Origin of the sequence: Streptomyces sp. NPDC058671 (assembly GCF_042716475.1) — a bacterium.
In the GTDB taxonomy this organism is placed as follows: Bacteria; Actinomycetota; Actinomycetes; order Streptomycetales; family Streptomycetaceae; genus Streptomyces.
The window spans coordinates 88,990-102,488 of the sequence record NZ_JBHXSA010000002.1 but is presented as its reverse complement, the minus strand read 5'-3'; the positions used below and the strand labels follow the sequence as shown (position 1 = coordinate 102,488).

The 13,499-nt window shown below is 71.9% G+C and carries 15 protein-coding genes; 10 read left to right on the top strand and 5 right to left on the bottom strand.

Annotated features, from left to right (window positions below):
• Positions 1-271: 271 nt before the first annotated feature.
• The 5 genes from ACFWV2_RS02640 to ACFWV2_RS02620 are packed head-to-tail and all read left to right on the top strand — an operon-like array spanning position 272 to position 4,811.
• Entirely contained in the window at positions 272-1,300 is a 1,029-nt protein-coding gene (locus tag ACFWV2_RS02640) for a serine/threonine protein phosphatase (RefSeq protein WP_384400568.1), read from the top strand.
• The gene (locus ACFWV2_RS02635) at positions 1,297-2,460 is read left to right on the top strand and encodes a lipopolysaccharide kinase InaA family protein (RefSeq protein ID WP_384400565.1); all 1,164 of its coding nucleotides are present in this window, start codon (positions 1,297-1,299) and stop codon (positions 2,458-2,460) included. The genes ACFWV2_RS02640 and ACFWV2_RS02635 overlap by 4 nt, the downstream gene beginning before the upstream one ends.
• Before the next feature lie 14 nt (positions 2,461-2,474).
• Positions 2,475-3,185, top strand: coding sequence for a vWA domain-containing protein (locus tag ACFWV2_RS02630; RefSeq protein ID WP_384400562.1), 711 nt, complete (start codon positions 2,475-2,477; stop codon positions 3,183-3,185).
• Positions 3,182-3,739, top strand: coding sequence for a hypothetical protein (locus ACFWV2_RS02625; protein ID WP_384400559.1), 558 nt, complete (start codon positions 3,182-3,184; stop codon positions 3,737-3,739). The genes ACFWV2_RS02630 and ACFWV2_RS02625 overlap by 4 nt, the downstream gene beginning before the upstream one ends.
• 13 nt (positions 3,740-3,752) lie before the next feature.
• Positions 3,753-4,811: a hypothetical protein gene (locus tag ACFWV2_RS02620; protein ID WP_384400556.1), complete on the top strand. Its 1,059-nt coding sequence runs from the start codon at positions 3,753-3,755 to the stop codon at positions 4,809-4,811.
• Positions 4,812-4,838: 27 nt separating this feature from the next.
• Here ACFWV2_RS02620 and msrB read toward each other — a convergent pair whose 3' ends face one another.
• From msrB to ACFWV2_RS02600, 4 genes are all read right to left on the bottom strand, one after another.
• Positions 4,839-5,243, bottom strand: coding sequence for a peptide-methionine (R)-S-oxide reductase MsrB (gene msrB / locus ACFWV2_RS02615; RefSeq protein ID WP_384400554.1), 405 nt, complete (start codon positions 5,241-5,243; stop codon positions 4,839-4,841).
• A gap of 28 nt (positions 5,244-5,271) precedes the next feature.
• On the bottom strand, positions 5,272-6,663 hold the full coding sequence (gene murC / locus ACFWV2_RS02610) for a UDP-N-acetylmuramate--L-alanine ligase (protein ID WP_360789616.1): 1,392 nt from the start codon (positions 6,661-6,663) through the stop codon (positions 5,272-5,274).
• Positions 6,664-6,820: 157 nt separating this feature from the next.
• Complete coding sequence (locus ACFWV2_RS02605; protein ID WP_384400551.1) at positions 6,821-7,303, bottom strand: indole-3-glycerol phosphate synthase; 483 nt, start codon at positions 7,301-7,303, stop codon at positions 6,821-6,823.
• 106 nt (positions 7,304-7,409) lie between these two features.
• Positions 7,410-8,225, bottom strand: a complete 816-nt coding sequence (locus tag ACFWV2_RS02600; RefSeq protein WP_384400548.1) for a pyrimidine reductase family protein — start codon at positions 8,223-8,225, stop codon at positions 7,410-7,412.
• A 36-nt stretch (positions 8,226-8,261) separates the two neighbouring features.
• Here ACFWV2_RS02600 and zapE point away from each other — a divergent pair, with 36 nt between their 5' ends.
• The 5 genes from zapE to ACFWV2_RS02575 all read left to right on the top strand — a co-directional run bounded on the left by zapE (position 8,262) and on the right by ACFWV2_RS02575 (position 13,305).
• Complete coding sequence (gene zapE / locus ACFWV2_RS02595) at positions 8,262-9,347, top strand: cell division protein ZapE (RefSeq protein WP_384400545.1); 1,086 nt, start codon at positions 8,262-8,264, stop codon at positions 9,345-9,347.
• 33 nt (positions 9,348-9,380) lie between these two features.
• A complete protein-coding gene (locus ACFWV2_RS02590; protein WP_384400543.1) occupies positions 9,381-9,806 on the top strand; it encodes an OsmC family protein in 426 nt (141 codons plus the stop codon).
• 141 nt (positions 9,807-9,947) lie between these two features.
• Positions 9,948-11,309 (top strand): alkaline phosphatase PhoX, encoded by a 1,362-nt coding sequence (locus ACFWV2_RS02585; protein WP_384400540.1) that lies wholly within the window; start codon positions 9,948-9,950, stop codon positions 11,307-11,309.
• A 129-nt stretch (positions 11,310-11,438) separates the two neighbouring features.
• The gene (locus ACFWV2_RS02580) at positions 11,439-12,386 is read left to right on the top strand and encodes a PPK2 family polyphosphate kinase (RefSeq protein WP_384400537.1); all 948 of its coding nucleotides are present in this window, start codon (positions 11,439-11,441) and stop codon (positions 12,384-12,386) included.
• A 79-nt stretch (positions 12,387-12,465) separates the two neighbouring features.
• Positions 12,466-13,305 (top strand): polysaccharide deacetylase family protein, encoded by an 840-nt coding sequence (locus ACFWV2_RS02575; RefSeq protein WP_384401438.1) that lies wholly within the window; start codon positions 12,466-12,468, stop codon positions 13,303-13,305.
• Between the two features lie 6 nt (positions 13,306-13,311).
• Here ACFWV2_RS02575 and ACFWV2_RS02570 read toward each other — a convergent pair whose 3' ends face one another.
• Positions 13,312-13,497, bottom strand: a complete 186-nt coding sequence (locus ACFWV2_RS02570) for a hypothetical protein (protein WP_384400534.1) — start codon at positions 13,495-13,497, stop codon at positions 13,312-13,314.
• Positions 13,498-13,499: the final 2 nt, after the last annotated feature.

The window sequence follows — 13,499 nt, the reverse complement described above, 5'->3', positions numbered from 1 at the left end:
GCACGCCGGGCCCTCGCACCACCTGGACGGGTGGCCGCACGTACCCGCCCCGCAGGGACCGCCCCCGCCGACCGGGCCCCCCGCGGCCACGGACCCGCGGCAGCACGCCGTATCCCCGCCCGCCTCCGTACCGCACCTCGGTCCGGAGATCGGGCCGGGGCCCATGGCCGCCTCCGCAGGTGCTCCGCCGGCGCCGGCGACGGCGACCGCGGAGGGTCCCCGCCCGCAGCCTCCACAGGCCGTCTGGGCTACGGAGGGGGAGGACACCCGCGTGCACGCGCTCTCCGTGTGGACCGAGCGGGTCCCCGGGCACGGGGAGGACGCCGAACCCTTCGTCGTCCACCACTGGGGCACCCACCAGGGCGTGATCGCCGTGTTCGACGGATCGGGCGGCGCCGGTTCCACCCCCGTGTGGCAGGGGCCGGACGGCACCACGCACACCTCGGCCTGGGTCGGCGCCCGGGTCGCCCGCCTGGCCACGGACTGCTGGTTCCACGAGGTGGCGCGGGAGGCCGAGGACGGCGGCCCCGACTCCCTGCACCAGTACCTGGACTGGTTCCTGGCGAAGGCCCCGCAGCGCCGCAGCAAGATCGGTGGCACCATGCGCCGACAACTGCCCACCACCCTCGCGGCCGTGCACTACCAGATCCGGGACGACCGCAACTCCCTGGCGCTGCGCCCCCTGTGGGCGGGTGACTCGCGGGCGTACGTGCTCTCGCCCGGGAGCGGACTGCACGTCCTCACCCGGGACCACACCCGTGAGAGCGACGCGCTGGAACTGCTGCGCTCCGACCCGCCGATGACCAACATGATCTGCGCGGACCGGGAGTTCACCATCGACACGCAGTACATCGCGTCGTTCGACCTGCCCTGCGTCCTGGTGGCGGCGACGGACGGGTACTTCGGCTACGTGCACACCCCCGCCGACTTCGAGTACCTGCTCCTGCGCACCCTGCGCGAGGCGGGCAGCGAGTACGAGTGGGCCGACCTGCTGCGCCGCGAGGTGCAGGCCTACACGGCGGACGACGCCTCGCTCGCGCTGCTCGCCATCGGCCACCGCGACTTCGCGCAGCTGCGCCGCGCCTACGAGCGCCGGTTCGACGCCCTGATCGAACGGCATCTGCGGGGCAGACCCGCCGCCCTCGACCGGCCCGCCCCGGGCGCGGTCGACTCGGCCACGGGGCCGGAGGACGAACGCGAGACGCACGCCCGCGTCCGCGCCTGGCAGGACCAGAGCTGGCAGACGTACCGCGCCGGATACGAGACCTATCTGCCGCCCGCATCCGAGGAGCGCCGATGAAGAAGGGCGACACGATCGCGGGCTACCGCGTCGTCACCGATCCCACCAACGCCAACGGGGGCAAGTGCATCTGGGCCTTCGCCGAGAAGGACGGGGGCCAGTACTTCATCAAACAGTTCCTCGAACCCAAACGCCCCCGCGACGACGCCGCCGACTCCAACAGCGTGCGGATCCGCCGCGAGGTCGCCCGGGAGTTCGAGCAGCGGCACCGCAAGATCATGAAGCGGCTGCGTCCGGACACGCTCGGCGGGGGCAACCTCGTGCTCGCCACCGACTTCTTCCACCAGGGCAGCACCTACTACAAGGTCACCGAGCGGATCGACACCTCCAGCCTCGAACAGCCCGACACCCTTGAGCCACGGCCGAAGACGGTGCTGCTCAAGACGCTCGGGGCGAGCCTCAAGCAGCTCCACGAGACCGGCACGGTCCACGGGGACCTCAAGCCGCTGAACGTGCTGGTGCAGAAGCGGGAGGGCGCCGCGTTCCACTCGGCGCGGCTCATCGACTTCGACGACTCCTACGACTCGGGGGACCCGCCGAAGCCGGACGACATCTCGGGCGACTCGGTCTACGGCGCCCCGGAGTGGCGGCGCTACCTCCAGGACGACGGATCGGCGGGCCCGAAGGACCTCACCTGCGCCGTCGACATCTTCGCGCTCGGCCTGATGACCCATCTGTACGTGGTGGGGCACCTCCCCTCGTACGACGAGAGGTTCGGCTCGCCCGCGGACGCCGTGAACGCCGGGGAGGAACTCCGGCTCGACCCACGCCTCTCCGACGAGCTGCTCGACCTGCTGCGCCGGATGACGGCCGCCGACCCCCGTACCCGTCCCGACATCGCCGCCTTCCTCGCGGCGCTCTCCGACCCCGCCGTGTGCACGCTCCAGCACCGTCGGCCCGGCACGACAGCCCCGGGGGTCCCGGCGCCCAGGCCCGCGACCGCGCCCGCTCCCGCACCCCCGGCGGAAGGGCGCCGCCCCAGCCGTATCAAGTCCACCTTCGGGCGGCGCAAGGAGACCGCCGAGACCCCGGCGCCCGAAGCGCCGGCACCGGCCCCCGCTCCGGCGGCGGAACCGGCACCCGCTCCCTCCCCCGCGCCGGGCACGTCCCGCGTCCACATCAACCTCGGCGGCCGCCGCGGCGACCGCCGTCCCCGCTGACAAGGAGAACCACCATGAGCGACGCCCGCGGGCAGTACCAGGGCAATCTGCAGTACGCCGTCGACATCGCCCTGTGCATCGACGCCACCGGCAGCATGCACCCCGTCCTCGGCACGGTGAAGTCGAGCGCCCTCCAGTTCCACCAGCGCCTCGACGACGTGATGGCCAAGAAGGGCAAGTCCATCAGCCAGCTGCGGCTGAAGGTCATCGCCTTCCGCGACTTCGGCGACGACCCCACGGACGCGATCGAGGAGACGGACTTCCTCCATCTCCCGGCCCAGGCACGGGAGTTCGAGCAGTTCGTCAGCGGTATCGAGGCCGGAGGCGGCGGTGACTACCCGGAGTCCGGCCTTGAGGCCCTCGCCCTGGCCATCAACTCCCCCTGGGAGACCGGGCTCGACCGCAGGCGCCATGTGATCGTGATGTTCACCGACGCGTCCGCGCACGCCCTCGGTACGGTCGGCGCGGACGCGGCCACCTACCCGCGGCACATCCCCCGCAGCATGGACGAGCTGTTCGAGCAGTGGGGCTACGCCCGCAGCCAGACCTCGGTCATGGAGCAGTCCGCCAAGCGTCTCGTCCTCTTCGCACCGGAGGAGGCGCCCTGGTCCGACCCGATCGCCGAGGACTGGGACCTCACCCTGCACTTCGCCTCCAAGGCGGGCGAGGGCCTTGAGGAGTTCGAGATGGACGAGATCATCGAGACCATCGCGAACAGCCTGTGAGTCTGGAGTGGGACGGGTTCCACCTGTCCCTGGGGCGTGACGGCCTCCAGTTCGTCTGGATCGGGAGAAGCGTCTTCGAGGCCGGAACGACGGACTGCGTCTCGGTCTCGCTCCACGAGCCGAAGGCGGCGGGCGAGGCACACCGGCTCGTCTTCCGGTTCCGGTTCCCCGGCGTCGCCCTGGGGACCGAGTCGGTGGTGATCCGCGTGGACGTGCCCCCCGGCGCGGTGGAGCAGGCGCGGCGCTTCGTGACCATGCTCTGGTCGGACTACTCCGTACCGGACGAGGCCGGAGCGCACGGGGAGGCGAAGACCGCGATCGGGGCCGAGGCCGAGGCCGGTGCCGGTGCCGGTGCCGGTGCCGGTGCCGGTGCCGGGGAGGGAACCGTCTCCGGCGTCGGCACGCGGAAGGCGACGGAGACGGAGACGGCCCCGGACGAGGCCGAACTCGAGCGGGTCCCCGGAGGGCCCGCCTGGATCGTCAACCACGTCGGGCCGAGGTCCGAGGAACTCTTCCGGGACGTGATGGCACGCCCGGTCAACAGCGACCGATAGGAGGGACGACGGGGTGGCGGGCTCTGCCAAGTGGAAGTGCAAGGACTGCGGCAGCAACACCGAGGCGGGGGCGAAGCCCTGCGTCATCTGCGAGTCGACCCGCAAGGTACCGATCGGGGAGACCCCCGCCCCGGCGGCCCCCACCCCGCCCCGCCCGGCGGCGAGACGCCCCTCACCCGCGCGCCCCTCCGGTGACTGGGAGTGCTCGGCGTGCCGCGCCACCAACCCGGCACGGCGGCTCGACTGCGTCGGCTGCGGCAAGAGCTGGCGGACGAGCGGCGGCCCGGCCCCGAAGAAGACGACCCCGAAGAGCACGCCGACGAAGGCGGCCCCGAAGACCACTCCGAGGACGACGACCGGCAAGGCCACCCCTGGGACGGGGACACCGCCGAGGACGAGTCCCACCAAGAAGGCGGCCCCGAAGAAGCCGACGCCCCGCAGGACGGCCACGCCGCGCCCCGGCACCACCGGCGGGACCGGGGCCCGCCCGACGGGTCTTCTCTACCCGCCGCCGAGCAGCACCGGCTACACCCCGTCACCTCCGCGGGCCACGCCCCCGCCCCGGACCCCGTACACCCCGCCGCCCTACACGCCGCCGTACCGGCCGCCGGCGAAGAAGAAGTCGAACGGCTGCATGATCAGCTGTCTCAGCGTGGTGGGGGGCCTCGTCCTGCTCGGCATCCTCAACGGAGGGATCACCGCGATCGTCGGCTCCCTCGACGAGGCCGACCCGAAGCCGACCGCGAGCCGGGGCCCGGCCGCCGCCGCGTGCCCGTCGCGTATCGCGTCCACGCTGCCGAGCGGCAGGGGCGCCACGCTCGTCGAGGCGTTCCGCACGGACGACCACCGGATCACCCTGTGCCGTACGAAGGCCGGGAAGCTGTACTACTACGGCGAGTTCAGGGACGGGCGCGAGGCGGGCATCACCATGCCGGCGAAGAAGACGGGCGACGGGTACGAGGCGACCAACACGCCGTACCGGTACGTCATCAGCGGGGGCACCGTCTCCATCTACAAGTCGGGCTCCCGCATCGGCCGCGAGGAACTCACCCCGGAACCCTCTCCGAGCTGAGCCCTCGCGCCGACCCGTCCACCGCCGCTACGCCTCCGGCTCCAGCCGCAGCGAGATGGAGTTGATGCAGTACCGCTGGTCCGTGGGGGTGGGGTACCCCTCCCCCACGAACACATGGCCGAGGTGCGATCCGCAGCGGGAGCAGCGGACCTCGGTGCGGAGCATGCCGTGGGAGCGGTCCTCGATCAGCTCGACTGCGGAGCTGTCCTTCGGGTCGAAGAAGGACGGCCAGCCGCAGTGCGACGCGAACTTCTCGTTCGACGTGAACAGCTCCGCGCCGCAGGCCCGGCAGGAGTACACGCCCTTGGCGGTGGTGTCCGTGTACTCACCCCGGAAGGCGGGCTCGGTGCCCGCCTGGCGCAGCACCTGGTACTCCGCCGGGGTCAGCTCCGCACGCCACTGCTCGTCCGGCTTCTCGACGTCGTACGCCATGAGCTCGCTCCCTCTGCTGTTGCGACCGCTACTTCGACAGGTGGCCGAGGATCCGCGGACCGAGGTCCGTGACGTCTCCCGCGCCCATCGTCAGAACGAGATCGCCGGGGCCGGCCATTCCCGCCACGACCTCCGGCACCGCGTCCTTGTCGTGGACGGGCGTCACGTCGGCGCCCGCCTTCCGCGCGGCGGCGATGATCAGGTCGCTGGTGACGCCCGGGATCGGGTCCTCACGGGCCGGGTAGATGTCGAGGACCACGGACGCGTCGGCGAGGGCCAGCGCGTCGCCCATCTCCCTGCCCAGCTCCTGGGTGCGGGAGAAGAGGTGGGGCTGGAAGACGACGAGGAGGCGGGAGGCCCCGGCGGCCCCGCGCATGGCCTCCAGGTCGGCGGTCATCTCGGTGGGGTGGTGCGCGTACGAGTCGATGACCTGGACACCCGCGGCCTCGCCCTTGAGCTGGAGGCGGCGGCCGACGCCGGTGTAGGCGGTGAGTGCCTGGGCGAGCTCGGCCGGGTCGATGCCGACGCGGGCGCCGGCGGCGAGGGCCGCGGCGGCGTTGTGGGCGTAGTGGCGGCCGGGGACGGAGACGGTGAAGGTGTGCTCGACGCCGTCGAGGGCGACTGTCACCTCGCTCTTCATCCCGTTCGGGACGATCTTCAGGATGCGGGCGTCGGAGTCCTCGGTCTCGCCGACCGTGACGATGTCCAGGCCCTCGCGGTCCGCGACCCGGCGGGCCAGCTCGCGGGCGCCCGCGTGCTCGCCGACGACCAGGGTGCCGCCGGGGCGGATCTTCGCGGTGAAGGCCTCGAAGGACTCGTAGATCTCTTCGATGGAAGCGTAGTTCGCGTGGTGGTCCAGCTCGACGTTGAGGACGATCGCGACCTCGGGGTCGTACTTCTGGAAGCTGCGGTCGCTCTCGTCGGCCTCGGCGACGAAGACCTCGCCGTCCCCGTGCAGGGCGTTGGTGCCGGGGCCCGCGAGGTCGCCCCCGATGGCGTACGAGGGGTCGAGGCCGAGCGCGGTGAGGGCGACGGCCAGCATGGAGGTGGTCGTCGTCTTGCCGTGGGTGCCGGCGACGGCGATCGCGCGCAGGCCGTCCATGAGGGAGGCGAGCGCGTCGGAGCGGTGGACGACGGGGATGCCGAGCTCGGCGGCGCGGGCCAGCTCGGGGTTGTCGGCGCGGATGGCGCTGGAGACGACGACGGCCGAGGCGTCGTCGGCGAGGTGCTCGGCGGCGTGGCCGATGTGCACGGTGACGCCGAGGGCGCGCAGGGACTCCGCGGTCGCGGACTCCTTGGCGTCGCTGCCGGCGACCTTGGCGCCGCGCTGGGCGAGGATCTTCGCGATGCCCGACATTCCGGCACCGCCGATGCCGATGAAGTGCGGCCGTTCCATGGCGGCAGGGATGGCGGGTGCCATGCGGATCTCTCCCCTGGGTGCGTTGCGTCGCACGTCGTCGTGTGTTGACGCTTGTCGTTGCGTGTCCTTGCGTGGAAGGTCTCAGCCTAGTGGCTCGCGCGGGGTGGGCCCGGGTCCGCGCCCCGTCGCGGGGTGGGGCGGACCCGGGCCCGGGCGGTTACTCGTCCTCCTGCCCGCTGTGGGCGAAGAGCTTGAGCACCGGGACCCCCACCTTGTGGCGGGCCCGGGAGGCCCAGTCCCGGTGGAAGAACTCCTCCACGTAGTGGGGGGCGGTGAGCACGATCACCTCGTCCGCCGCCGACTCGCCGACCACCGCCTTCATCTTGTCGAGCGGGTGGTCCTCGACGACCTGGCCGACCGCTTCGCAGCCGGCGTCTCTCAGTGCCTGGAGCGAGTGCTCCAGGGCCAGCTCGGCGGGGACTCTGGCCTCCCTGCCCTCCGGCTCGTCGCCCTCACGGGCGGCTTCCTTCAGCTCGCCCATGGCGACGTCGTCGATGGCACGCAGCAGTACATCGGCCTGGTCACCACGCGGCTGCATCAGAACGATGAAGGACACGCCCTCGTCGCCGTGCAGCGTGGTGACGAACTCCACGTCCACGGACGTCAGGGGCTTCTCGATCATCAGAACGCTTGTGAACACCTCAGGAGCCCTTCTGCGGAAACCATCCTTCCCCGTGCCCGCACGGGGTCTGCGACAGTAAGTGTGCCCAGCGGACGGTAAGCGGAACGACAAATTCCGCCGATTGTCAGATCCGACGGTATCGGGTGAAGAGGAAGCCGTCCTGCTCCAGCAGCGAAGCCAGGGCGAAGCGTGTCGGGACGGCGACCGAAGGGCCCCCGGCGATCCTCTGGGCACCCCCCGCCGTCATCGTCGGCGAGACCGTCAGACACAGCTCGTCGAGGGCGTCCGCCGCCACGAACTGCCCGAGCAGCCTGGGCCCGCCCTCGGTCAGCTGCCGCCGGAGCCCCCGCTCCGCGAGCACCGTCCTGGCACGGGCCGGCTCCACTCCCGCGCCGTCGCCCGCCACCAGCACCTCGGCGCCCGCCGCGCGGGCGGCCGCGACCCGGTCGGCGGGGGCGGCGGCACCGGTGAGGACCAGGGTCGGTACCAGCGGCTCGGTGAAGAGCGGAAGGGAGAAGTCCAGGTCCAGTGAGGCACTGACCACGGCGATCACGGGGGCCGGGCCCTGTCCGGCAGCCGCGCGGCGGGCCGCGAAGGCCTCCCGCGCGCGTGCCGGACGGTAACCCTCCAGGCGTACCGTTTCCGCACCCACGACGACGACGTCGGCGAGCGCCCGCAGGGTGCCGAAGATCCGCATGTCGGCCTCGGAGGAGAGCGGCTGGGAGCGCCCGTCGTGCTGCCCCGCCCCGTCGAGCGAGGAGACCATGTTGGCCCGCAGCCACGAGCCGCCCGGGGGGAGCTCGGGATGGGCGTAGGCGTCGGCGAGCTCGTCGAGGGACCACTCACGACCGTCGGCGGCCCCGGTGGCGGGGGGCTCGACGGCCCCGTCGGCGGCGGTCACCCAGGCTGTCATGTCCGTCACAGGGAACAGTCGTCGCATCCTCGCAGTCTGACATGGCGCTTACAGTGGGGAACTGTGTCGACCCGTGCCCTCACCGAAGCCGCTTCCGCCTCCGCGGCCCCGCTCTCGCTCTGCTCCCGAGAGCCCCACGTCCCCGCGGACCGTCTCGTCGCGGAGATGGTGCCGCCGCCGCGCTTCGACTCCGTACGGTTCGACACGTACCTCCCGGATCCGAACCAGCCCAGCCAGGCGGACGCCGTCAAGGCACTGAGCTCCTTCGCCGAGGGCCTCGGCGGAGCACACGCCTCCGGTTCCGGGAAGCGCCGCTGGTTCGCCAGGAAGCCGGCCGCCCCCACCGGGCCGCGCGGGGTCTACCTGGACGGCGGGTACGGCGTCGGCAAGACCCACCTGCTCGCCTCGCTGTGGCACGCGACTCCCGCGGAGCCCGCGCTCAAGGCCTTCGGCACCTTCGTCGAGCTGACCAACCTGGTCGGCGCGCTCGGTTTCCAGCAGACGGTGAAGACCCTCGGCGGGCACCGTCTCCTCTGCATCGACGAGTTCGAACTCGACGACCCGGGCGACACCGTCCTCGTCTCCAGCCTGCTCGGAAAGCTCGTCGAGTCGGGCGTCGCGCTCGCCGCCACGTCCAACACCCTGCCCGGCAAGCTCGGCGAGGGCCGCTTCGCCGCGGTCGACTTCCTCCGCGAGATCCAGGGCCTCTCCGCCCACTTCCGCCCCCTGCGGATCGACGGCGAGGACTACCGGCACCGGGGTCTCCCCGAGGCCCCGGCCCCTCACTCCGACCAGGTCGTCACGGAGACCGCGTACGCGACACCCGGCGCCTCGCTGGACGACTTCCCGCACCTGCTCGACCACCTGGCCAAGGTGCATCCCAGCCGGTACGGCGCGCTCACCGACGACCTCTCCGCGGTCTGCCTCACCGACGTGCGGCCCGTCCCCGACCAGTCGACGGCGCTGCGACTCGTCGTCCTCGCCGACCGGCTCTACGACCGCGAGATACCCGTCCTCGCCTCCGGCCTCCCCTTCGACCGGCTCTTCAGCGACGAGATGCTGAACGGCGGGTACCGCAAGAAGTACTTCCGGGCGATCTCCCGGCTCACCGCGCTCGCCCGCGACGCGAAGGGGCTCGTCGCGCAGTAGCTTGGTGGCCGTACCCGATCGAAAGGGATTCACATGGCCACCGTGCGTCACGCACACACCGTCTGGCAGGGCGACCTCCTCAAGGGCTCCGGTGTCGTCACCCTCGACTCCTCCGGTCTCGGCTCGTACGACGTCTCCTGGCCGGCCCGGACGGAGGAGCCGAACGGCAAAACCAGCCCCGAGGAGCTCATCGCAGCCGCGCACTCCTCCTGCTTCTCGATGGCCTTCTCCAACATCCTGGCCAAGGCCGGGAACGCGCCGACCCGCCTGGAGACCAAGGCCGACGTCACCTTCCAGCCGGGCGAGGGCATCACCGGCGTCCACCTGACCACGCGGGGCGAGGTCCCGGGCCTGGACGCGGACCAGTTCCAGCAGCTCGCGGAGGACGCGAAGAAGAACTGCCCGGTCAGCCAGGCGCTGACGGGCACGACGATCACCCTCACCGCCGAACTGGTCTGATCCCGAGCCCGGATCGCGGCAGAAGCCACATGAGGCAGTTGTGACCCGCATGTTCACGTGTCACCAGAGTGCGTGATACACACATGCGGGTCACACGTCATCGCACACACCCTGTCCGCCAACAGGAAAAGTGGTTGCCTCATGTCCGCGACACGACGTCAGATCCTCTCCCGCACCGGCGCGTCCGCCGTCGGGATCGCCTTCACCGGCGCCTTCTCCGAACTCTTCGCCGGCAGCGCGGCCGCCGCCGGCAGCCGGGACGGCTACGGCCCGCTCGTGCCCGACCCGGCCGGCCTCCTCGACCTCCCGGCCGGCTTCCGCTACAAGGTCCTCTCCCGGCAGGGCGAACCGCTCCGCTCAGGCGAGGGCCAGGTCCCCGGCAACCCCGACGGCATGCATGCCTTCGCCGGCCGTCGCGGGCGCGTGCACCTCGTCCGCAACCACGAGAACCGGATCACCGCGGCCGCCGGCGTCCCGACCGTCCCCGGCCTGACCTACGACCCGGCCGCCAAGGGCGGCTGCACGGCCCTCGAACTCGACGGCCGGAACAACGTCCTCGGCGAGCGGGTCGCCATCGCGGGAACCGCCGTCAACTGCGCGGGCGGGCCCACTCCCTGGCGTACCTGGCTGACCTGCGAGGAGACCGAGGACAAGGCGGGCACCAACGGCTACGCCAAGGACCACGGCTTCGTCTTCGAGGTCGACGGCGCCGACCCTCGGCGCACCGGAGCCGTCCCGCTCACCGCGATGGGCCGCTTCCAGCACGAGGCGGTCGCGATCGATCCGGCCAGCGGGATCGTGTACGAGACGGAGGACGCCTTCCAGCAGCCCTTCGGCCTCTTCTACCGCTTCCTCCCCCGCAACCCGCTCGGCGGCACCGGTTCGCTGCGCGCGGGCGGCGACCTGGAGGCCATGCGGGTGCCGGGCGTACCGGACCTCTCCGTGATCCAGGAGACCGGCGCGCGCTTCGAGGGCGTCGAGTGGGTCCCCGTACCGGATCCGCAGGCCGTGGAGACCCCCATCAGGCTCCAGGACTTCGGCCCGAAGGGCATCACGCACGCCCAGAAGCTGGAGGGCTGCTACTGGGGCGGGAACGCGGTGTACTTCGTGTCCTCCTTCGCGCGGGTCAGGGACGGCTCGGGCGCCACGCACTTCGGGCAGGTGTGGAAGTACGAGCCGCACCGGCGCCGGCTCACCCTCGTCGTCGTCTTCGGCCCGAGCACCGACATCCAGCTCCCCGGCGAGTCACCGGACAACATCTGTCTGGCGCCGAGCGGGGGCCTGATGGTGTGCGAGGACGGCGACGGGGCGCAGCACGTCTACGGGGTGAGCATGAAGGGCGAGGTGTACGCGCTCGCCCGGGGCGCGCGGAACATCGGCACCCCCGAGGCCCCGGAGTGGGGCGAGTTCGCGGGCGTGACCTTCTCGCCCGACCGACAGACGATGTACGTGAACTGCTACACCCCGGGGACGACGTTCGCGGTGACGGGCCCGTGGTGCTGACCTGACCCTTCCGACCTGACCTGTTGAGGTCCTGCTCCGTTCCGGCCCGGCCGTCCGCACTCGCGGGCGGCCGGGTTCCGTCGCAGGATCGGGGGAAGACGGGCGGCGACGCGGCGGAAGGGGAACGGGATGCCGAAGAAGCACGGACAGGGGAAGCGCGGGACGGACATACGGGGAACGGGGAAGACCGGGACGGGGAAGCACGGGTCGGGGAAGCACGGTCCGCGCTCGGCGTCCGAACCGTCCCTCCGTGAGGTGCTGCGCGTCCCGGGAGGCAAGCGCCTCGACCTGACCGCGTACGACCCCTCGGCGATCCCGGTCGGCCCCGGCGACAAGGCGGCGGGGCTGGCCGCGACGGCCGCCCTCGCGCCGCGTCTCGCCGACCTCCAGGAACGTCTGTATGCGGCGAGCACGGCCGGTGACCGCCGACGCGTCCTCCTGGTCCTCCAGGGCATGGACACCAGTGGCAAGGGCGGCACGGTCAAGCACGTGATCGGCCAGTTCAACCCGTCGGGCTGCCGGATCCACGCCTTCAAGGCCCCGACGCGGGAGGAACGGAACCACCCGTTCCTCTGGCGGATCATGAAGGCCCTCCCCGCGCCCGGCGAGATCGGCATCTTCGACCGCTCGCACTACGAGGACGTCCTCATCGCGCGCGTGCGGGAGCTGGCCGCCCGCGACCGGATCGACCGCCGCTACCAGCAGATCAACCGCTTCGAGAAGTCCCTCGCGGAGGACGGTGTGACGGTCGTCAAGGTCTTCCTCCACCTCTCGTACGAGGAGCAGCGCAAGCGGCTCCTCGAACGTCTGGACAACCCGGAGAAGCACTGGAAGTTCGCCGTGGGCGACATCGAGGAACGCGCGCTGTGGCCGGCGTACCGCGAGGCCTACGAGGTCGCGCTCGGGCGCTGCTCGACGGACGAGGCCCCCTGGTACCTCGTCCCGGCGGACCGCAAGTGGTACCGCAACTGGGCCATCAGCGGACTACTCCTCGAACACCTCGAAGCCCTGGACCCGACGTACCCGCCGGGGGACTTCGACGTGGAGGAGTGCAGGCGGCGACTCCTGGCGACATGACCCGGGTGGCGCTGCCGCGTCGCGAGCTGGAGCACCGATGATCGGATAACTTCCGATCGTGAATATTTTTGTCCGAAAAATGGCGATGCTCGGTCTCTCGGGTGTCGTTCTCGTCGCCTGCGGCGGGGGCGCCGCCGAGACCTCCCTGTCGAAGCGACCCGCCGCGCCGTCGGCCGGCGCGGCGGTCGGCGGCCCGAAGCCCGCCCGCGTCCCCGGCGCCCCGCCGACCATGGCACCGGGGCCCGGCGGTCTCACCCCCGTGTACGAGCGCCGGACGAAGGGCGCCGAGAAGGTCGTCGCGCTCACCTTCGACGCCGACATGACGGCCGACCAGGGACCCCGGGCCGCGCGGGGCGAGCGCTTCGACAACCCGGAGCTCATCGCGACCCTGCGCCGGCTCGATGTGGACGCGACGGTGTTCATGACCGGCCGCTGGGCGGAGGAGTACCCCGAGCAGGCCAGGTCCATCGGCGGCGATCCGCGCTTCGAGATCGCCAACCACTCCTACAGCCACTACGCCTTCGCGTCCCCCTGCTACGGCCTCCCGACCGTCCCGGGCCCGGACATGACGGCCGACGTCCAGCGGGCCTTCGACGCCTTCCGTGACGCCGGGGCCGTCAACGTCGTCCCGTACTTCCGCTTCCCCGGCGGGTGCTACGACGACGCGGCCCTGCGCGCCCTCGCGCCCGCCGGGGTGACGGCGGTCCAGTGGGACGTGGTCAGCGGCGACGCCTTCGCGAAGGACGCGGACGCCGTCGCCGAACAGGTCCTCGACGGGGTGAAGCCCGGCTCCCTGGTCGTCATGCACTGCACGCGCAGCGCCGCCCCCGTCACCGAGCGGGCGATTCGCCGGATCGTCCCGGAGCTGCGGGCCCGTGGCTACCGCTTCGTGAAGGTCTCCGAGCTCATGAGCCGCTGACGGGGCTCACCCGGAGCAGGCCGTGCGCTCGGCCTCCCGCCATTCGCACACCGGGCACAGCGTGATGCCCTTCGTCGACTCCGGGTACTCGGTCGGCTCCTGGCACTGCACGCACGCGGCGAACGGTCCCCCGACCGCCCGTTCGGGCGTCGGGCCGGGCTCGGGCGCGCAGTACGACGTGGACTCGCTCATGT